The sequence below is a fragment of the Streptomyces sp. NPDC093018 genome, from assembly GCF_040684035.1.
GTDB classification, from domain to species: Bacteria; Actinomycetota; Actinomycetes; order Streptomycetales; family Streptomycetaceae; genus Streptomyces; species Streptomyces murinus.
In genome coordinates this window covers 742,005-761,328 of sequence record NZ_JBFBFF010000001.1, presented here as the reverse complement: position 1 = coordinate 761,328, position 19,324 = coordinate 742,005, and the positions used below count along the sequence as shown (strand labels likewise).

The window sequence follows — 19,324 nt, the reverse complement described above, 5'->3', positions numbered from 1 at the left end:
CCGGGAAGGCAAGGAAGTCCGGCGTCCATCCCCTACGGATACCCCGAGTGAAAAGACCGGGTTCCGTCCCCGATGTGCGGATGGTGACGGCCCGTCACCCTTGGGACATGACCGATGAACACCCGCGCCTCCGCCGCCGGATCACGGGGCTACGGGCGCTTCTCGCCTGGGCGGTCGCCGCATTCTGCACTCTCGCGGCGGTCCTGCCGGCCGGTGCCACCACACCCATCGGCCCCGCCTCCGCCGCGCCGCCCTCGCCGACGAGACCACACCCCGTCGGCGAGACGCCGCTGCACCTGGTGGACCGCACGCGTCCCGATCCACGGCAACCGGGCTTAACACACCGCGAGTTGATGGTCAGCGCGTTCTACCCGGCGACGCGCACGGCCCACCGGCCGCCAGCTCCGTACACGCTGCCCGCCGCGGCCGCCCAATTCGACCTTGTCACCGCCGACGACTACCTGCGGCACGGCACCCCGAAGGGCCGGGCCGACTGGGCCGGTGTGGTCACCCGGGTGACCCGCGACGCTCCCGTGGGCCCGGGGCGAAGAGAGCGGCTTCCCGTGCTGCTCCACTCCCCCGGTCTCGGCGAACCCCGCACCTGGGAGACCACGTCGGCGGCGGACCTGGCCTGTTCGGACGGATCGCCGATGCCGGTGGCCCGGCATGGTCTCGACCGGCCGTTCCTGCCGCTGGGCAAGGACGGCGAGACGGACATCGCACCGGGCTGGCGGGCGTTCCGGGCCCACACCCCGGGCTGGACGCGTCAACTCACCCTGCGCGGCTCGGAACACGCCTCGTTCACCGACGCGGAGGCGCTGCTTCCGCAGCCGGGCCTGCCGGCGTCCGTCCCGACGGGCGACCTCGGCACCATCGCTCCGGCCGCGGCGATCCGCACGACCGAGGCGTATGTGGCGGCGTACTTCGACCACTGGTTGCACGGCCGCGACGGACAGCTGCTGGAGAGACCCTCACCGATATATCCGGCCATGGAGTTCGTGGACCGAGGGCGCCGACGGGACGGAGGGACAGGGGGCTCGCGTCAGCCCTGGCCGCGGAAGGCGGGCACGTACTGGGCCAGCTGGTCCTTCACCCACGGGTCGAACACGGCCAGCCGGTGCCTGGCCACGGGGTCGAACCGCGCCAGCTGCCCCTCGATCCAGGGGTCGAGCCGGTGCCCGCCGTGATGCGCGGAGTAGCCGGGGCCGCCGGTCTGGCTCGCGGTGGTGCGGGCGGGGAGGTGCGCGGTGCTCGTGCTCTGCGGGGCCGCCGCCGCGGTCCCGGCGGTGGCGAGCAGGGCCCCACCGACCAGCGCCGCCGAAGCTCCGACCGTACCCGCGTACCGTGCCAGCTTGATCATGTTCGTCTCCTTCCATCTACGGCCGGTGACGAGCCCTGGGCACCATGTAGCGGATTGCCCGACTTTGCGGCTCGACCGTCCGGTGGAGGCGTCTACCCCACCCGTCACACCTCACTCATCGGAGCGTTCCCGCCCAGGGCCACGGCCCTGAGTTCGTCGAGCGATTCCCGCGCCAGCCGGGCCAGCGGACGGGTCTCGTCGGCGGTGATCCAGCGCTCGAAGGCCACCTTGAAGACGGCGACGCCGGTCTCGGCGGTGAGGGCGGCGACCGAGGGCGGGACACCGCGGCCACGGAGGGTTTCGGTGAGGGCGGCGGCCAGGGAGGCGAGTTTGATCAGTTCGCGTTCACGGAGTTCCGCGGTCGCCGAGATCACGGCCTGGCGCTTGCGCGCGAAGTCGCGCCGTTCCTCGAACACCGCGCAGATCGCGTCCAGGCCCGCGGCCATCGCGTCGATCGGCGCGGCGGACGGCGGGGCGCCGACGACCGCCTGCGTGAACAGCTGCTCGAGTTCGATGGCGCCGGAGAACAGCACCTCGCGCTTGTCGGCGTAGTGCCGGAAGAACGTGCGCTCGGTGAGCCCCGCGCTCCTGGCGATCTCCGCCACGGTGGTCTGCTCGAACCCGCGCTCGCCGTACAGGTCCAACGCCGCCTTCGCGAGGCGCTCGCGCGTGTTCGGCTCCCATCTGCCCATGGCCCGCATCCTACGCGATGACAGCGACTGACATCAGTGCTAGCGTCGATGTCAGTAACTGACATCAACAGTGTCTGGGGATCTCTCATGCGTGTTTTCGTGACCGGGGCGTCCGGCTGGATCGGTTCGGCCGTCGTTCCGGAGCTCATCGGGGCGGGGCATCAGGTCGTCGGTCTGGCCCGCTCCGACGCCTCCGCCGAGGCGCTGACCGCGGCCGGCGCCGAGGTCGTCCGGGGCAGCCTGGACGACCTGGACGTCCTGCGTGCCGTGGCCGCCGACTCGGACGGCGTGATCCACCTCGCCTTCAAGCACGACGTGGCCTTCTCCGGCGGCTTCCAGAGCGCCGCGGAGGCCGACCGCAGGGCTGTCGACGCGCTCACCGAGACGCTCGTCGGCAGCGACCGCCCGTTCGTGCTCGCCTCCGGACTCGCGGGGCTCAAGCCGGGTCGGGTGGCGACGGAGCAGGACATGCCGGTGATCGAGGGCGACTCGCCGGTCCTGATCCGTGCCGTCACCGCGCAGGCCGTCCTCGCGTGCGCGGAGCGCGGGGTGCGGTCGTCCGTGGTCCGGCTCTCCCCCACCTGCCATGGCGACGGCGACAACGGCTTCATGACCTCCCTGATCGGCACCGCGCGGGAAAAGGGCGTCTCCGGCTACCCCGGTGACGGCGCCAACCGCTGGCCGGCCGTCCACCGGCTGGACGCGGCCCGGCTGTTCCGGCTCGCGGTCGAGAAGGCCCCGGCCGGCACGGTGCTGCACGGGGCCGCCGAGGAGGGTGTGCCGCTCCGTGAGATCGCCGAGGTGATCGGCCGTCAGCTGAAGCTGCCGACGGTGTCGGTGGGTGCCGGGGAGCTGGCCGGGCACTTCGGCTGGATGAGCGGCTTCGTCGGCCTCGACGCCCCCGCCTCGAACGCCGCCACCCGCGCCCTGCTCGACTGGGACCCGACCGGGCCGACCCTCCTCACCGACCTGGAGGCGGGCCACTACTTCCGTGCCACCGAGGACAGCACCGTCTGACACCGAGGGACGGCCCCCGGGCGCGTGTCCGGGGGTGCGCGCCCGTGGGTGCGCATCCGGGGGTGCACGTCCGGGTGGCTCGCCTAGTGGGAGTCCTTCGCGGGGACGGGATTCGGGGGCCACGACCGGTCCCGTGCCCGACACCCGTGCCGGGCCGGTCGCTCCTAGCGTGGCGCCCCGGGTGCGCCGAACCACCCCGGCAGTCGTTCGGCGAGGTCGGACGGGTCCTCGCCCGCCCAGGCCACATGGCCGTCGGGCCGCAGGAGTACGGCGGGGGCGTCCAGTTGGTCGCTGCCGTCGATGACGTGGTCGATCCGGTCGGCCCAGCCGGTCACGGAGAGGCGGCCGGTCCGGTCGAGGAGCAGACCGCGGCCCCGGTGCAGCAGCTCGTAGAGGCGTCCCTGCTTCAGGGGCAGGTCCGGGAGGCGGCGGCCGAGGAGTTCGTGGCCGGTGCCGAAGTCGTAGCGGATGCCGGTCGCGATGATCTTCTCGGTCAGGCGGCGGTTCACCTCCTCGAAGTCCATGAGTTCCGACAGCAGTCGGCGTACCGCCCGGGCCCCCGGTTCGAGGGAGACCAGTTCCATCTGGGCCCGGGTGTTGTCGAGCACATCGGCGGCGACGGGGTGGCGTTCGCGCTCGTAGGTGTCGAGCAGCCCCGGGGGTGCCCAGCCGTCGATCTCGGCGGCCAGTTTCCAGCCGAGGTTGAACGCGTCCTGGACACCGAGGTTGAGCCCCTGTCCGCCCATCGGCGGGTGGACGTGGGCGGCGTCGCCGGCCAGCAGGACGCGGCCGACCCGGTAGCGCTCGGCCTGCCGGGTGCCGTCGCCGAAGCGGGAGAGCCAGCGCGGCGCGTGGATGCCGAAGTCGGTGCCGGCGATCGCCCGCAATTGCCGTCGTACCTCGTCCAGGGTCGGCGGGGCCGTACGGTCCTCGGCGACGCCGTCGGCCGGTACGACGAAGCGGTACACCCCCTCTCCGAGGGGTCCGAGGCCGAACCGCAGCTGGGTCCTGCGGACCTCGGTCACCACGGTGTCCACCTCCTCGGGCGAGGCCGTCAGCCGGGCCTCGCCGAGCAGCGTGTCGACCCGGGAGGACTCGCCGGGAAAGGCGACGCCGAGCAGCTTGCGCACCGTGCTGCGGCCGCCGTCGCAGCCGACGAGGTAGCGCGAGCGCAGCCGGGTGCCGTCGGCCAGTTCGACGGTCACGCCGTCCTCGTGCTGGCTCAGCCCGACCACCGCACCACCCCGGCGGATCTCGGCGCCCAGCTCCGCGGCGCGCTCGGCGAGCAGGCGGTCGGTGACGGGCTGCGGAATGCCGAGGACGTACGGGTGCGCGGTGTCCAGGCCTGTCGGCGACGGTTTGCGGATGCCCGCGAAGAAGCCGCCGAGCGGGTACTTCTTGCCCTGGGCGAGGAAGCGTTCCAGCAGGCCGCGCTGGTCCAGCACCTCAATGCTGCGGGCGTGCAGCCCGAGCGCCCGGACGATCCGGGTGGGCTCCGTCTCCTTCTCCAGCACGACGGTGCGCACGCCGTGCAGCCGTAGCTCGGCGGCCAGCATCAGACCGGTCGGTCCGCCGCCCGCGATGATCACGTCGATCATGAAAGTCCTCACCCACAGCAGGCGTCCCACCTGCGGTTCGCCGTCCAGAGCGGAGATTGTGCGACAGGTGGGGGGCCTTGCCGCAAGGCCCCCCACCCGCTATAAGTTGAGAGTGGCAAGGAGTACGCACTCCTTGCCTTTTCCGTTTCCGTTCGGCCGTGCGGGTGACGTCCGTCCGGGTGAACGCCGGGCGAGCGGCGGCCCGACCGGCGCCACGGACGATGCCCGCCACCCCGAGTCCCAACCCCGAGCGCACTGACGGAGCGGATTGTCAACGTCGCGGACCGTGACGAGGCGGGGGTGGCGTGGGTCCGCGATAAACGGGGGCATGAGACCGTTCCGCATCCAGTCCTGGGCCGCCGCCGTGTCCCTCGCGGGCGCCTGCACCCTCGCCGGTCCCGCCAGCGCACCGGCGGCGCCGAACCGCGCGGCCCTGGACTACGTGGCTCTCGGGGACTCCTACTCGGCCGGTGTCGGCGCCGGCGACTATCTCCCCGAGGGGGCGAGCTGTCTGCGCAGCAGCCGGGCGTACCCCGCGCTGTGGGCCTCGACGCACGCCTCGTCCTTCGCCTTCGCCGCCTGCAACGGCGCCAAGACCGGGGATGTGCTGAACAAGCAACTGGGGGCGCTGAGCGGCCGTACCAACCTGGTCAGCGTCACCGCGGGCGGCAGTGACGCGAGCTGGGCCAAGGTGATGGGGATCTGTGCGCTGCCCGGCACCAAGGCGTGCCTCAACGCCATCGACACCGCGCGCGCCTATGTCGACAAGATGCTGCCCGCGAACCTGGACCGGCTCTACTCGGGGATCAGGGGCAAGGCCCCGGGCGCCCGCGTCGTGGTGCTCGGCTATCCGCACTTCTACCAGCTCCACGGCACCTGCTCGCGGGGACTTGAGGACTCGGAGCGGGCGGCGCTCAACGCGGCCATCGACCACCTCGACGGTGTGATCGCCCAGCATGCCACCGGTCACGGGTTCGCGTTCGCGGACGCCCGGACCGCGTTCAGCGGGCACGAGATCTGTTCCGCGGGGCCATGGCTGCGCAGCGTCGAGGTGCTGGACCTCACCGAGTCCTACCACCCGAACGCCTCCGGGCAGTCCCTCGGCTACCTGCCCCTGTTCACCCGCGCGGCCTGAGACCGGGCGCACCCGGCGCGGGCGGCAGGGGAAGCACGGACGTCAGCGGTCGTCCGGCGTCCGGTTCCGTCGGCCCCGGCTCGCGCCGAAGCCCGTCTCGTGGTCCCAGACATAGGTGCAGGTCGGGCACTGGAGATGGAGCATGCTGCCGGTGTTGGACAGCAGATAGCGCCAGTGCCGGGTGCACCTGCGGCGCTCCTCGCAGGTGGCGCAGCCCTGGTGGTCCGAGCACTTCGGGCAGGTCACCCAGGCCCGGCGGCCGATGTCCGCGTGCGGATCAAGCGGTAGCACGGCCGTCTCCGCGCTCGGGCAGGACACCGGCGGCGACCAGCTGGTCGTAGATGCGCTGCTGCTCCTCGTCGAGGTCGGAGTAGAGCAGGTCCTGGGCCGCGTCCTCGTCCCGCAGCGCCTTGACGGGGTCCCACGTGGGGCCGACGGCGTCCATGACATGGGCGCGCCGGAGCATCTCGTGGGCGGTGAGGTCGACGGAGAACTCGACCGGCTGGGCGGGCGGGGTGGGGCCATAAGCGGACATACATACGAACTTAGGTAGCCCTTCCCCGCCAGGACAAGGGTGGGTGGGGGACATCACAGCGGGTCGGTGCGGCCCGTGACGGGGACCGGCCCGGTTCCGCGAGTGGCGGCACCGGGCCGGTCGGCCATCAGGAACACCGGGGTCACCCCCGGGGGGCTCAGCGCTCCTCGCGGAACGCGACGTGCTCCCCGGCGACCGGGTCGTACTTGCGCAGCACGAGGCGGTCGGGGTCGTTGAGACGATTCTTTCGCGTCACATAGGTGACGCCGGTCCCGGCCGTCGACTTCAGCCTGACGACGGGACGCGCGGTGCTGCGTGCCATGGGATACCTTTCCGCCCGGCCCTCGCTCTCGCCCTTCTCGGGCTCACCCTTTTCGGGCTCTGTTCCGGGCATGCCAATCAGGGCATCTCAACGGGACCCCGGCCCCGGATATTCCGGCACCGGCAGGCCCTCGCCGACGGCTCCCCGCACCCCGTTGTCACAGACCCCGCACCCTGTTGCCACAGACCCCGCACCCCGCCCTCACAGGCCGACGGTGGCCCTGCGCTGCGCCTGGTCGTACTCGCCGAGGGCCTCGCCGCCGAGGCGCCAGGGCCAGGCGGTGACGATGCCGCCCAGGGCCTCGAAGACGGGCGCGGCGTCGCGGCGGCGGTCGGCGGCCATCAGGGCGTAGGCGAGCAGGTTGAGATCGGCGAGCGCCTTGGCGTGGCGGAGGAATCCCGGCTGGGGCCAGGTGTGGGCCACCCGGTCGAGGGCCTGGGCGGCCATGGCGTGGGACCAGTGGTTGCGGGCCACCAGGGCCTCGAACCCGCCGCGGCCGAGCACGGAGTGGTACTGGAGGACCTGGGCGGTGAGTTCGATCCCCGCGCAGGGGGCGTTCGCCGGCATACGGGCGCACAGGGTGTCCACGAACTCCAGGACCTGGATGCGCGAGCCGCCCTCCTCGGGGCTGAGGTAGCCGAGCATGCCGAGGTAGGCCTCGCGGTTCCAGCGGTCGCGGGCGAGCACCTCGTTCCACACGCCGAACGCCTGGGGCTGCGCCCAGCGTTGGAGGCGGGCCACCGCCAGCAGGGCGACCCAGGGGGTGGGGTCGTCGGGGGCGATCTCGGCGGCCCGCAGACAGAGGTCGGTGGCCTCGGAGGCGTCCTCCGGGCGGCCCTGGGCGCGGGCGTCGGCGACCATGGTCCAGGCGTGCAGCACCAGCGCGTCGGCGCTGCGCGGCTCGCGCGCGGCCCAGGAGCGCGGCAGGTGTGACGCCGTCAGGAAGTCCGCCAGGACGTCGATGCGGTGCGTACGGCGGTCCCAGTCGCCCGGGTCCTGGTCGAGCAGGCGGGTGATCTGCGCCGCGCACAGGTCGGTCGTCGCGATCGTCCCCGTCCGGGTGGTCGCCCGCAGGGACTTGAGAAGTCTGCCCAGCTCCTGGTCGTCCAGCTCGGGAGCCAGACGCGTTCTCCTGCGGCGACTTGAAAGAAAAGCCATGGGGGGAGGCTAGGGGCGTTCGTCCCTTGCACAAGGTCCGCGCCAAGATCGTTATGGATTACCCCGCTTACCCGCGGTTACCTGTCCATTGACTGGGAATTTCCTGTCCGGACGACACCCTGTCAGTAGTCCGGACGACACCCCGTAGGTAGGTCTCTTCGCCGCTACGACGCCTCGCCCGGACCCCCGCCACCGGCTCGGGCGGGTTTGCGGACCGCCGCCGCGGGTGGCCGCTCGCGCCGGGCGCCGTACGCGATGAAGTAGGCGGGCAGCCTGCGCAACCGCCGTGATCCGGCGAGCAGATGGGCGACGCGCCGGGCCCGGTCCGCGTTGCCGAGCGGTGGCCGGCCCTCCAGCACCGGGCGGATGAGGCGGGCGTGGGCCAGTCGCTGGAGTGTCTGGGTGGCGACCGTGGTGGGCAGGCGCCGGCGCTGCACCCCGCGCAGCTCGCGCTCGCTCACGGCGCCCCGGCGCAGCGGTCCGGCGAGCCGGCGGGCGGTGGCCACGGCGTCCTGGACCGCGAGGTTGATGCCGATGCCGAAGACCGGGGACATGGCGTGCGCCGCGTCGCCGATGCACAGCAGTCCGGGGCGGTGCCAGCGGCGCAGCCGGTCCAGGCGTACGTCCAGGAGCTTGACCTCGTCCCAGGAGCGCAGGGCGTCGGTGCGGTCGGCGAGCCAGGGCACGGCCGCGGTGAACTGGGCCCGGAACCGGTCGAGTCCGGCGGCGCGGCGGCTTTCGTCGGTGCCCTTGGGGATGAGCGCGGCGCACTGCCAGTACGCGCCGCGGTCGATCATCGCGGTGAGGAAGCGGTCGCCCGCGCCGCCGACCAGCCCGCTCGGATCGCCCGTGCGGCGCGGCAGCCGGAACCACCAGGCGTCCATCGGGCAGTCGAAGGAGCGCGGCCCCAGCTCCCGCCGGGCGCGGGCGAGCGAGCCCCGGCCGTCGCAGGCGACGGTGAGCAGGGCGCGCAGTTCGCCGGTGCGGCCGTCGGCGGTGCGGTAGCGCACCCCGGTCACCCGCCCCGCCTCGGTCAGGAAGCCGGTGGCCTCCGTGTTCATCCGCAAATGGAAGGAGGGTTCGCGGCGGGCCTCGTCGGCGAGCAGGTCGAGGAGGTCCCACTGGGGCACCATCGCCACGTAGTTGTAGGGGCCACGCAGCACCGACAGGTCGGCGACGGTGACCCCCGGGCGGCCGGGGTCGACCGGCAGCCGCACGGTGCGCACCCGGCGCTGCGGCAGCCGGGCGAACCGCTCGGCCAGGCCCAGTTCGTCCAGCAGCGCCAGGGTGGAGGGGTGGACGGTGTCGCCGCGGAAGTCACGCAAAAAGTCGGCGTGTTTCTCCAGCACCGTCACCTCGACGCCGGAGCGGGCGAGCAGCAGGGCGAGCACCATGCCCGCCGGGCCGCCGCCCACCACACAGCACGTGGTCCGCTCCACGGGGTCACCCGTGTCCACCCTGCCCGCACTGCCCGCCGTGTCCATCGCGGTCCTGCCCTTCGCCGGAGCAGTAATTCATCAGGCAATGAATATCCTGGTCCTACTCTACCCACCGTCCCCGTCTCATACGCCCGCCGCCACGGCGGGCGGCCGGTCCCGGTGGATCGGCGCCCGGCCGCCGGTCAGCGGCACCCCGGTGCCGCCCCGCCGGGCGGCGACGATCTCCGCCGCGATGGACAGGGCGGTCTCCTCGGGCGTACGGGCGCCGAGGTCGAGGCCGATCGGCGAGCGCAGCCGGGCCAGTTGGCCTTCGCTCACGCCCTCGGCGCGCAGCCGCCGCGCCCGGTCCTCATGGGTGCGCCGGGAGCCCATCGCGCCGATGAACGCGAGCGGCATGCCGAGGGCCACCTTGAGCAGCGGTACGTCGAACTTCGCGTCGTGGGTGAGCACGCACAGCACGGTCCGCGCGTCGGTCGCGGTGCGCCGCAGATAGCGGTGCGGCCAGTCGACCACCACCTCGTCGGCGTCGGGGAAGCGGGCCGGGGTGGCGAAGACGGGGCGGGCGTCGCAGACGGTCACATGGTGGCCGAGGAACTTGCCGGCCCGCGCCAGCGCCGAGGCGAAGTCCACCGCCCCGAAGATGATCATGCGCGGGGGCGGCACATCGGACTCCACCAGCAGGGTGAGGCCGCCGGGGCAGTGCGAGCCGTCCGCGGAGATCTCCACCGTGGTGGTACGGCCCGCCTCCAGCAGGGCGCTCGCCTCGGCCACCGCGGTCCGGTCGAGGTCCGGGTGGCCGCCGAGCGTGCCCTCGTGGGCGCCGCCGGGCCGGACCAGGAGGGTTCGGCCCAGCATGCCGTCGGGGCCGCGGGCGACCCGGGCGAGGGCCGCCGGCTCGCCCCCGGCGGCCAAGGTGAGGGCCGTTTCGAGTACCGGCCGGGCGGGCGCCTGGGCGCCCACCGGAGTGACCAGGACGTCGATCACCCCGCCGCAGGTCAGGCCCACGGCGAAGGCGTCCTCGTCGCTGTACCCGAACCGCTCTACGACGCTCCGGCCGCTCTCCAGCGCCTCCTGGCACAGGTCGTAGACCGCGCCCTCGACGCAGCCGCCGGAGACCGAGCCGATGACGGTGCCCGCGCGGTCGACGGCGAGGGCGGCGCCGGGGTCGCGCGGGGCGCTGCCGCCGACCGCCACCACGGTGGCGACGGCGAACTCCCGCCCCTCGGCCAGCCATCGGGTCAGCTCGGCCGCCAGGTCAAGCATCCGGCGCCCCCGCCGTCAGAACGCGGTCCGGGCCGATCGGCAGATCGCGGTGGCGGGCGCCGGTCGCGTGCCAGACGGCATTGGCGACGGCGGCCGCGGCACCCACGATGCCGATCTCACCGATGCCCTTGATGCCGACCGGGTCGTCCGGGTCCGGGTCCTCGATCCAGTCGGCCTCGATGCGCGGGACATCGGCGTGGGTCGCGACGTGATACCCGGCGAGGTCGGCGCCGACCAGACCGCCCGAGGCGCGGTCGCGCAGCGCCTCCTCGTGCAGGGCCATGGAGATGCCCCAGGTCATGCCGCCGAGGAACTGGTTGCGCGCGGTGAGCGGGTTGATGATCCGGCCCGCCGCGAAGATCCCGAGCATCCGGCGCACCCGCACCTCGCCGGTGCCGACGTCCACGGCCACCTCGGCGAACTGGGCGCCGAAGGAGTGTCGTTCGGCGGCGGCGAGCGCGCCGATGGCCGCGGTGGTGTCCGAGCGGACGGTGATGCCCTCGGCCGGGATGTCGGCGCCGAGGGCGAGCCGCTCGCGCAGTTCCTCGGCCGCGATCTTGACCGCCCAGGACCAGGAGCGGGTGCCCATGGAGCCACCGGCGATCATCGCCGGTCCGAAGGCGCTGTCGCCGATGCGGACCCGGACCCGCTCGGGTGCCACGCCCAACGCGTCCGCGGCGACCAGGGTGAGGGCCGTACGGGCTCCGGTGCCGATGTCGGCGGCGGCGATCCGGACGGTGAAGGCGCCGTCCGGGTGGGCGGTGGCGGTCGCCGTGGAGGGGGCCGCGCCCGCCTGGAAGGAGGCCGCCGCGGTGCCGGTGCCCAGCAGCCAGCGGCCGTCGCGGCGCGTGCCGGGGCGCGGATCGCGGTCGGCCCAGCCGAACCTGCGGGCACCCTCCCGGAAGCACTCGGCCAGCCGTCGGCCCGCGAACGGCAGGCCCGAGACCGGCCCCCGCTCGGCGTCGTTGCGCAGCCGCAGTTCGATCGGGTCGAGCCCGCAGGCAACCGCGAGTTCGTCCAGCGCGGACTCCAGCGCGAACGAGCCCGGCGCCTCGCCCGGGGCGCGCATGAAGGTCGGGCTCGGCACATCGAGCCGTACCACGCGGTTCTCGGTGCGATGGGCGTCGGCGTCGTACATCACCCGCGCCACCCCGGCGCTGGGCTCCACGAACTCGTAGACGGTGGAGGTGTGGCTCAGGGAGCGGTGCTCCAGGGCGCGCAGCCGTCCCCCGGCGTCGGCGCCGAGCCTGACCCGCTGGACGGTGGGGCTGCGGTGGCCGGCCAGGGTGAACATCTGCCGTCGGGTCATGACCACGCGCACCGGCCGCCCCAGCACGCTCGCGGCCATCGCGGCGGCCACCTGGTGGGCGCGCACGCCCTTGCTGCCGAAGCCGCCGCCGACATGTTCGGAGCGCACCCGTACGGCGGCCGGGTCGAGCGAGAAGAGGTTGGCGAGGTCGCCGACGACCCAGGTGGCACCCTGGTTGGAGTCGACCACTTCGAGGCGGCCCTCGTCCCACACGGCGGTGGCCGCGTGCGGCTCCATCGGGTTGTGGTGCTCTTCGGGGGTGGTGTACTCGGCGTCCACCACCACGGCGGAGGCCGCGAGTTCGGCCTCGATGTCGCCCTTCTCCGTCAGCGCCGGCATGACGCCGTCCAGCGCGTAGGCGTCGGGAGTCCGCGCGGTGAAGTCGGTGGTGTGCGGCTCCGGTTCGTAGTGCACCACGAGCGACTCGGCGGCTTCCCGGGCCTGTTCGGAGGTCTCGGCCACGACGAGCGCCACCGGCCAGCCCAGGTGCGGCACCCGGTCGTGCTGGAAGACGGCGCAGGTCGGGTCGGGCCGCATGCCCAGCAGACCGGCGAAGTCGGTGTTCAGGCGCAGTGCGTTGCGGTGGTCGAGGACCGCGAGGACACCGGGCATGGCGAGCACCGCGTCGGTGTCGAGGGCGCTGATGCGGCCGCGGGCGACCGTGGAGAGGGCCAGCCAGCCGTGGGCGAGGTCGGTGAAGGGGATCTCGCCCGCGTACCGGGCGGCGCCGGTGACCTTCTCCACGCCCTCCACACGGGTCCGGGCGGTGCCGACGGACGGCGCGCGGGTGGCCGTCCCGGTGGCGGTGACGGTGGTCATCGGGCGGCCTCCTCGGCGAGTTCGGTGAGCACGGCCACGACGAGGTTGCGCATCAGTGCCACCTTGTATCCGTTGTGCGGCAGCGGCCGGGCGGCGGCCAGTTCGGCCTCCGCCGCGGCGGCATAGGTCTCGGGTACGGCCGGTGCCCCGGTCAGCACCTCTTCGGCGGCCCGGGCCCGCCAAGGCCGGGAGGCGACCGCGCCGAGGGCGAGGCGCGCCTCGCGCACGACGCCGTCCCCGATGTCGAGCGCGGCCGCGAGCGAGCCGATGGCGAACGCGTACGAGGCGCGCTCGCGCACCTTGCGGTAGCGGGAGCGGGCGGCGACCGGCGCGGGCGGCAGGACGACACCGGTGATCAGCGCGCCGGCCGGCAGGGCGGTCTCCAGATGCGGGGTCGCGCCGACCGGCAGATAGAACTCGGTGAGCGGCAACTCGCCCGGCCCGTCAGCGGTTTCGTAGTGCACGACGGCGTCGAAGGCGGTGAGCGGGACGGCCATGTCCGAGGGGTGTACGGCCACGCAGTGCTCGGAGGCGCCGAGGATCGCGTGGTTGTGGTGCTCGCCCTCGACGGCGGGGCAGCCGCTGCCCGGGATCCGCTTGTTGCAGGGCTGGGTGACATCGGCGAAGTAGCCGCAGCGGGTGCGCTGGAGCAGATTCCCGCCGACGGTGGCCATGTTGCGCAGCTGCCCGGAGGCACCGGCCAGCACGGCCTGGGCCAGCGCCGGGTAGCGGCGGCGGACCTCGGGGTGGGCGGCGAGGTCGGCGTTGGTGACGGTGGCACCGATGCGCAGACCGCCGTCCCGTGTCGACTCGACCCGGTCCAGCGGGAGTTCACGGATGTCGATCAGCCGGGTGGGGCGTTCGACGCCGGTCTTCATCAGGTCCACGAGGTTGGTGCCGCCGCCGAGGTAGCGGGTGTCCGGGTCGGCGCCGAGCAGGGCGACGGCGCCCGCGACATCGCCGGCCCGCCGGTAGTCGAACTCCCTCATGCCACGGCCTCCTCGGACTCGGACTCGATCGCGGCAGCGGTACGTTCGCCGTCCGCCGCCGCCCTGGCCACGGCATCGACGATGGCGACGTAGGCACCGCACCGGCACAGATTGCCGCTCATGCGCTCCCGGATCTCCTCAGGTGTCAGCGGGGGCGGCCCCGCCTCCGGCCGGATGTCGTCGGTGACGGCGCTCGGCAGGCCCTCCGCGTGCTCCCTGAGCACCCCGATCGCCGAACAGATCTGCCCCGGGGTGCAGTAACCGCACTGGTAGCCGTCGAGTTCGAGGAACGCCTGCTGCACGGGATGCAGCCGGTCGCCCTCGGCGACGCCTTCGATCGTGGTGATCTCCCGCCCCTCGGCCGCCACGGCCAGTTGCAGACAGGCGACCGCCCTGCGCCCGTCCAACAGGACGGTGCAGGCCCCGCATTGCCCTTGATCACAGCCTTTCTTGGTGCCGGTCAGGGTGAGGCGTTCACGCAGTGCGTCGAGCAGGGTGGTGCGGTGGTCGACGGGCAGTGTGAACTTCTCGCCGTTGATGTGCAGGGTGATGACACTGGACGTCGGGGAGGCCATGGCAGCTTCTTTCGCGTTCCCAGAAACACATGGTGTGCGGAGGCGGCACGGATACGGACCGCCGCGACAGGGCCGATGCGGATCGCCGTAATGGGGGGGCGGCGGCCTGATGGCTGCCGCGATGGCGGTTCCGCGGCTATCGTGGAGTCAACCGGACAACTGTCCGTTACCTCAGAAACGTAACGGACACCTGTCCGCTTAGCAAGGGCGAGGTTCGGCCACGACCCTCGGGGAGGACGAGTGCCACACATGAAGGACTCACCACGGCGCTCGGACGCGCAGCGCAACCGGGAGCGCATCCTGGAGGTGGCCCTCGGCGAGCTGTCGCGCTGCCCGGACGTCCCGCTGAGCGCCATCGCCCGCAAGGCGGGTGTCGGGCAGGGGACCTTCTACCGTAACTTCCCGGGCCGCGAGGCGCTGGTCCTGGAGATCTACCGCCATGAGATGGGGCATGTCGCGGACAGCGCGGCGCAGTTGCTGGCCACCCGGCCGCCCGCGCAGGCCCTGCGCGCCTGGATGGACCGGCTCTCCGAGTTCGCCATGGCCAAGGCCGGTCTGGCCGGCGCGATCCGGCAGGTCACCGGCACGCCGGGCGGCCCGGCCAAGCCCGCGCACACCCCGGTGACCGACGCGGCCGCGCTTCTGCTGCGGGCCAACGAGGAGGCCGGCACCATCCGGCCCGGCGTCACCGCGGACGACTTCCTGCTCGCCATCGCCGGCCTGTGGCAGCTCGACCCCCGCGAGGACTGGCGGCCGCGCGCCACCCGGCTCCTCGACCTGGTGATGGACGGCCTGCGCCGGGGCGCGCCCGGGAGCTGAACGGCGGCCCCCGCGACAGCGGCCGCGCCTGAGGCACCCGCAACAGCTCCGCCGGACGTACCCGGTCAGAATTTCGCACCCCGGGTGATGACTCGGCGTACTTCGGGGCACCCGACTACCAGGAACGTTCGTCGACAGGAGGCGGGCCATGATCGCCCTCGGCATCATCTTGCTCATCGTCGGATTCCTCACCGGGATATCCATTCTGTGGACCATCGGGATCATCCTTCTGGTGGTCGGCGCGGTGCTGTGGATCCTCGGATCGATGGGACACGCGGTCGCCGGCCGCCGGCACTACTGGTAACCCGTTCCCCCGGCCGGACGCCCCGGTCCCCCGGACCGGGGCGCCGGCCCCCGGAGACCGGAACATGCCGCTGAGTGGAGCAATGACCGGTGCGGCGCGGACCCGCGCACCAGGCTGGATCCTTGTCCAGCCCGTGTGACAGGAGTCCCGTGTGCGAAGTCCACGCCGCCAGCCGGAGGTCGGTGCCGCCACGCGCACCGGAGCGCCGGCGCCCCCGGGCTGGATGCGCTGGCTCCCGGTGTTCTACGTCGCGGCCGTACTGATCCTCGAACCGATCACGCCCGTCGACTGGCCCGTGAGCTTTCTGCTGGTCGCCCTGCCGCTGGTGACCGCGTTCGCGCACGGACCGTACGCCGTCGCGGGCGCCACGGTCTTCGCGGTCGTCATGGAGGCGGTGCTGGCCGGCACGCCGTGCTGTGCGGGCCGCCCGGTCGGCTATCTGTGGGACCGCCACTACGTCGCCGACTACGTGTGCACGGCCCTGGTGGGCGCGCTCGGCACGATCCTCGCCGCGCACCGCATCCGCCGTGAACGCACCCTGGCCGATGTGCGGTTCGTGGCCGATATCGCGCAGCGCGTGCTGCTGCGGCCGCTGCCGCAGCGGATCGGCAATCTGCGCCTGGAGAGCCTCTATCTGTCCGCCGCCGCGGAGGCACGCATCGGCGGCGACCTCTACGAGGCCGTGCCCACCGCCTTCGGGGTACGGCTGCTCATCGGCGATGTGCGCGGCAAGGGGCTGCTCGCGGTGGAGACGGCCGCGGCGCTGCTCGGCGCGTTCCGCGAGGCCGCGCACGACGAGCCCGATCTCGCCGCCCTGGCCCTGCGCATGGAGCGCAGCATGACGCGCCGGGCCGAGCACCTCGGCGGCAGCGAGATCGGCGAGCGGTTCGTGACCGCGATCTTCGCCGAGATCCCGGCCGACGGGCGGATCATCCGGGTCGTCAACTGCGGTCATCCGCCGCCGCTGCTGATCCGCGCCGACGAGGTGCTGGAGCTGGACAACGGGTGCTCGGGCCCCCCGCTGAACCTCGGTGTGCTGCTGCCTGACCCGCACCACGTCGACAGCTACCCCTTCGAGCCCGGCGAGCAGCTGCTGCTGTACACGGACGGCGTCACCGAGACCAGGGACGCGTCCGGCACCTTCTACCCCCTGGTGCAGCGCCTGAGCTCCTTCGGCCCGCTGCCCCCGCACGAACTGCTGGAGCGGCTGCACCACGATCTGCTGGAGTACAGCGGCGACAACCTCCAGGACGACACGGCGGCCCTCGCGGCGTGTCTGCTCGCCGACGACGGGATCCGCGCCGTGGACAAGCCGCGCACGTCCTAGCCGAGCCGCCATCCGTCTCCTAGGGAATCTCCCGCTCGTCGGGGATCCGGTACTCGGCGGAGATCTGCTGCTCGGCGGGGATCTTCTGCTCGGCCCAGATGATCTTTCCCTCGCCGGTGTAGCGGGCGCCCCAGCGCAGCGACATCTGGGCGACGAGGAACAGTCCGCGGCCGCCCTCGTCCGTGCTGCGGGCGTGCCTGAGGCGGGGCGCGGTGCTGCTGGCGTCGGCGACCTCGCAGGTCAGCCGGGAGTCGCGGAGGAGCCGTACCCGGATCGGCGGGGCGGCGTAGCGGATCGCGTTGGTGACCAGCTCGCTCACCAGGAGTTCCGTCGTCATGGCCAGCTCCCCGAGGCCCCACTCGGTGACCTGGCGGGCGGCCAGGGTGCGGATCTCGCCGACGGCGGCGGGGTCGTCGGGGACGTCCCAGGAGACGGCGTGGTCGGCGCCGAGGGCATGGGTGCGGGTCAGCAGCAGCGCGATGTCGTCGGGCTGCGGCCCGGGGATCAGGTCGCGTACGGCGGTGGAGCACAGCCTGTCGAGATCCGGCTCGGGGCGGGCGAGGGCCTCGGCGAGCCGGGTCATACCGCGCTCGACGTCGTCGCAGGCCTGGATGAGGCCGTCGGTGTACAGGCCGAACAGGCTGTGCTCGGCCAGCTCGATCTCGGTGGCCTCGAAGGCCATCCCGCCCAGGCCCAGCGGGGGCCCCGGGGGGATCTCCGGGAAGTAGGCGGGCCCGTCCGGGGGGACGACGACGGGCGGCGGATGGCCGGCGCGGGCCATGGTGCACCGCCGGGTGACGGGGTCGTACACGGCGTAGAGGCAGGTCGCGCCGGTGAAGGCGGCCGTGCCCCGGGCGTCGGCGCCGGAGAAGGACTCCTCGCCGCCCAGCCGCAGCACGAGGTCGTCCAGATGGGCGAGGAGTTCGTCCGGGGGCAGCTCCATGTCGGCGAGGGTCTGTACGGCGGTGCGCAGCCGTCCCATGCTCGCGGCGGCGCTGATGCCGTGCCCCACCACATCGCCGACGACGAGCCCGACCCGCGCCCCGGACAGCGGGATCACATCGAACCAGTCGCCGCCGACCCCGCCCGCCGAGTCGGCCGGGAGGTAGGAGGAGGCCACGTCCAGCGCGGTGCCGCCGGTCAGGGCCGGGGGCAGCAGGCTGCGCTGGAGGGTGAGCGCGGCCGTGTGCTCCCTGGTGTAGCGGCGGGCGTTGTCCAGGCAGACCGCCGCCCGAGCCACCAGTTCCCGGGCCAGCAGTACGTCGTCGGAGCCGAAGGGCGCCGGATTGGTCGTACGGGCGAAGGTGGCGAGGCCGAGCGCGGTGTTGCGGGCCCGCATGGGGACGGAGATCAGCGAGTGGATGCCGAATTCGCGGATGCGGTCGGCGCGCCGCGGCTCGGCGGCGACCCAGGGGCCCTGTTCCGCGTCGAGGACCGGGATGAACAGCGGGTCGCCCTTGATGAGCGTCCTGGCGTCGTGCGGCGGGCCGAAAAAGCCGACCCGGTCGCCGACCCGGTAGACGGCCTCGGGGCAGCCCTCGCGCACCGAGCACAGGGCGGCGCGGCGCAGTGCGGGCCGGGCGGGCGTGGAGCCGGGGTCGTCGAGCAGCGCCTCGTGGGTCTCACTGCCGAGCACCGGTTCGAGCAGGTCCACGACCACGAAGTCGGCGAAGCGCGGGACGGCGAAGTCGGCCAGTTCCTCGGCCGTGCGCAGCACATCGAGGGTGGTGCCGATGCTGGTGCCGGCCTCGTTGACCATGGCCAGGATCCGGCGGGCGGCCCAGCGTTCGGTGACGTCCAGGACCATGTAGCAGATGCCGGTGACGGTGTCGTCGGTGTCCACCAGGGGGAAGAACGACGCCGAGTAGGCGTGCCTGCGGTGCGGGTCGGCCCAGCTCCAGCCGTCGTACTCGTAGTCGGTGACGGGCACGCCGGTGGCCAGCACCTTGCGCATCAGCTTTTCCAGGGCCTCGCCCTGCAATCCGGGCAGCAGTTCGCTCAGGCGCCGGCCGAGCCGCTCCTCCCGGGGTACTCCGCCGAGCTGTTCCAGGGTGCCGTTCAGCCATACGTAGCGCAGGTCGCGGTCCAGGACGGCCATGCCGACCGGTGAGCGGGCGAGGAATCCGTCGAGGACGGACTGGGCCATCGTCCACCGTCCGCGTTCCTCGCGCGCCGACAGCAGGAAGCAGTCCCGGCCGTCCATGCGGAAGGCGGCCGAGACCCGCAGCAGGACGTCGAGCGGACGGCCGTCGCGGTGCCGCAGCCGGATCGTGCCGCTCCAGCCGTTTCCGGCGCGGCAGCGTTCCGCGATGCCGCCGACCCGGGCGGGGTCCTCGGGCACGGCGAGCAGGCGCCCGGCGGAGGAGCCGACCATCTCCGGCGCGGAGTAGCCGAGCAGTGCCTCGGCGCCGCGGGTCCAGCCCACCACCGCACCGCCTTGCGAGATCACCGCGGCCGCGTCCGTGGACGCGTCGAAGAGGTCCGCCGACCCCACGGACGTGGCTGCGGTGTCGCTCTTGCGCGCTGGTTCCATCAGTCTCACTTTTACACCAGTATCGGCCGGTTTAATCGTCCGATGGCCGGTGACGGTGGCACCGCCGGGGCCGGCGAGTCCTCCCCCGCCGGATTTTTGAGCGGTCCGGATCGGCATTCCGGTAACGATC

Annotated in this window: 18 protein-coding genes; 6 read left to right on the top strand and 12 right to left on the bottom strand. The window is 73.1% G+C overall.

The features are described 5' to 3' along the window. Positions 1 to 107: 107 nt before the first annotated feature. Entirely contained in the window at positions 108 to 1,187 is a 1,080-nt protein-coding gene (locus AB0N90_RS03335) for a hypothetical protein (RefSeq protein ID WP_365192612.1), read from the top strand. Between the two features lie 277 nt (positions 1,188 to 1,464). Here the strand turns inward: AB0N90_RS03335 and AB0N90_RS03330 are convergent, their stop codons facing one another. Next, positions 1,465 to 2,052: a TetR family transcriptional regulator gene (locus tag AB0N90_RS03330; protein ID WP_365192611.1), complete on the bottom strand. Its 588-nt coding sequence runs from the start codon at positions 2,050 to 2,052 to the stop codon at positions 1,465 to 1,467. 87 nt (positions 2,053 to 2,139) lie between these two features. On the opposite strand from AB0N90_RS03330, the gene AB0N90_RS03325 reads away from it, so the two are divergent. After that, complete coding sequence (locus AB0N90_RS03325) at positions 2,140 to 3,069, top strand: SDR family oxidoreductase (RefSeq protein ID WP_365192609.1); 930 nt, start codon at positions 2,140 to 2,142, stop codon at positions 3,067 to 3,069. 164 nt (positions 3,070 to 3,233) lie between these two features. Here AB0N90_RS03325 and rox read toward each other — a convergent pair whose 3' ends face one another. After that, positions 3,234 to 4,667, bottom strand: a complete 1,434-nt coding sequence (gene rox, locus AB0N90_RS03320) for a rifampin monooxygenase (protein ID WP_365192607.1) — start codon at positions 4,665 to 4,667, stop codon at positions 3,234 to 3,236. A gap of 328 nt (positions 4,668 to 4,995) precedes the next feature. Between rox and AB0N90_RS03315 the strand changes: the two genes are divergently transcribed. Further along, entirely contained in the window at positions 4,996 to 5,802 is an 807-nt protein-coding gene (locus AB0N90_RS03315) for an SGNH/GDSL hydrolase family protein (RefSeq protein WP_365192605.1), read from the top strand. Between the two features lie 42 nt (positions 5,803 to 5,844). Here the strand turns inward: AB0N90_RS03315 and AB0N90_RS03310 are convergent, their stop codons facing one another. The 9 genes from AB0N90_RS03310 to AB0N90_RS03270 all read right to left on the bottom strand — a co-directional run bounded on the left by AB0N90_RS03310 (position 5,845) and on the right by AB0N90_RS03270 (position 14,211). Beyond that, entirely contained in the window at positions 5,845 to 6,093 is a 249-nt protein-coding gene (locus tag AB0N90_RS03310) for a hypothetical protein (protein WP_365192603.1), read from the bottom strand. Further along, a complete protein-coding gene (locus tag AB0N90_RS03305; protein WP_365192601.1) occupies positions 6,080 to 6,337 on the bottom strand; it encodes a DUF6400 family protein in 258 nt (85 codons plus the stop codon). The genes AB0N90_RS03310 and AB0N90_RS03305 overlap by 14 nt, the downstream gene beginning before the upstream one ends. A gap of 157 nt (positions 6,338 to 6,494) precedes the next feature. After that, on the bottom strand, positions 6,495 to 6,659 hold the full coding sequence (gene rpmG / locus AB0N90_RS03300; RefSeq protein ID WP_085563397.1) for a 50S ribosomal protein L33: 165 nt from the start codon (positions 6,657 to 6,659) through the stop codon (positions 6,495 to 6,497). Positions 6,660 to 6,860: 201 nt separating this feature from the next. Further along, positions 6,861 to 7,817 carry a hypothetical protein gene (locus tag AB0N90_RS03295; protein ID WP_365192599.1) on the bottom strand — a complete coding sequence of 319 codons (957 nt, stop codon included), beginning with the start codon at positions 7,815 to 7,817 and terminating at the stop codon, positions 6,861 to 6,863. A gap of 164 nt (positions 7,818 to 7,981) precedes the next feature. Further along, a complete protein-coding gene (locus AB0N90_RS03290) occupies positions 7,982 to 9,256 on the bottom strand; it encodes an FAD-dependent oxidoreductase (protein ID WP_365192597.1) in 1,275 nt (424 codons plus the stop codon). 123 nt (positions 9,257 to 9,379) lie between these two features. Beyond that, positions 9,380 to 10,519 carry an XdhC/CoxI family protein gene (locus tag AB0N90_RS03285; protein WP_365192595.1) on the bottom strand — a complete coding sequence of 380 codons (1,140 nt, stop codon included), beginning with the start codon at positions 10,517 to 10,519 and terminating at the stop codon, positions 9,380 to 9,382. Then, on the bottom strand, positions 10,512 to 12,647 hold the full coding sequence (locus AB0N90_RS03280; protein ID WP_365192593.1) for a xanthine dehydrogenase family protein molybdopterin-binding subunit: 2,136 nt from the start codon (positions 12,645 to 12,647) through the stop codon (positions 10,512 to 10,514). Before AB0N90_RS03280 ends, AB0N90_RS03285 begins: the two co-directional genes overlap by 8 nt. Further along, the gene (locus AB0N90_RS03275; protein WP_365192591.1) at positions 12,644 to 13,636 is read right to left on the bottom strand and encodes a xanthine dehydrogenase family protein subunit M; all 993 of its coding nucleotides are present in this window, start codon (positions 13,634 to 13,636) and stop codon (positions 12,644 to 12,646) included. The genes AB0N90_RS03280 and AB0N90_RS03275 overlap by 4 nt, the downstream gene beginning before the upstream one ends. Further along, entirely contained in the window at positions 13,633 to 14,211 is a 579-nt protein-coding gene (locus AB0N90_RS03270) for a 2Fe-2S iron-sulfur cluster-binding protein (protein ID WP_365192589.1), read from the bottom strand. The genes AB0N90_RS03275 and AB0N90_RS03270 overlap by 4 nt, the downstream gene beginning before the upstream one ends. A 240-nt stretch (positions 14,212 to 14,451) precedes the next feature. Here AB0N90_RS03270 and AB0N90_RS03265 point away from each other — a divergent pair, with 240 nt between their 5' ends. The 3 genes from AB0N90_RS03265 (at position 14,452) to AB0N90_RS03255 (ending at position 16,661) form a co-directional block, all read left to right on the top strand. After that, positions 14,452 to 15,030 carry a TetR/AcrR family transcriptional regulator gene (locus tag AB0N90_RS03265; protein ID WP_365192587.1) on the top strand — a complete coding sequence of 193 codons (579 nt, stop codon included), beginning with the start codon at positions 14,452 to 14,454 and terminating at the stop codon, positions 15,028 to 15,030. Positions 15,031 to 15,178: 148 nt separating this feature from the next. Then, positions 15,179 to 15,334 carry a DUF6131 family protein gene (locus AB0N90_RS03260; RefSeq protein ID WP_086807291.1) on the top strand — a complete coding sequence of 52 codons (156 nt, stop codon included), beginning with the start codon at positions 15,179 to 15,181 and terminating at the stop codon, positions 15,332 to 15,334. Between the two features lie 151 nt (positions 15,335 to 15,485). Continuing rightward, the gene (locus AB0N90_RS03255; protein WP_361679686.1) at positions 15,486 to 16,661 is read left to right on the top strand and encodes a PP2C family protein-serine/threonine phosphatase; all 1,176 of its coding nucleotides are present in this window, start codon (positions 15,486 to 15,488) and stop codon (positions 16,659 to 16,661) included. Between the two features lie 19 nt (positions 16,662 to 16,680). Here the strand turns inward: AB0N90_RS03255 and AB0N90_RS03250 are convergent, their stop codons facing one another. Continuing rightward, entirely contained in the window at positions 16,681 to 19,194 is a 2,514-nt protein-coding gene (locus tag AB0N90_RS03250) for a SpoIIE family protein phosphatase (RefSeq protein ID WP_365192585.1), read from the bottom strand. Positions 19,195 to 19,324 lie beyond the last annotated feature (130 nt).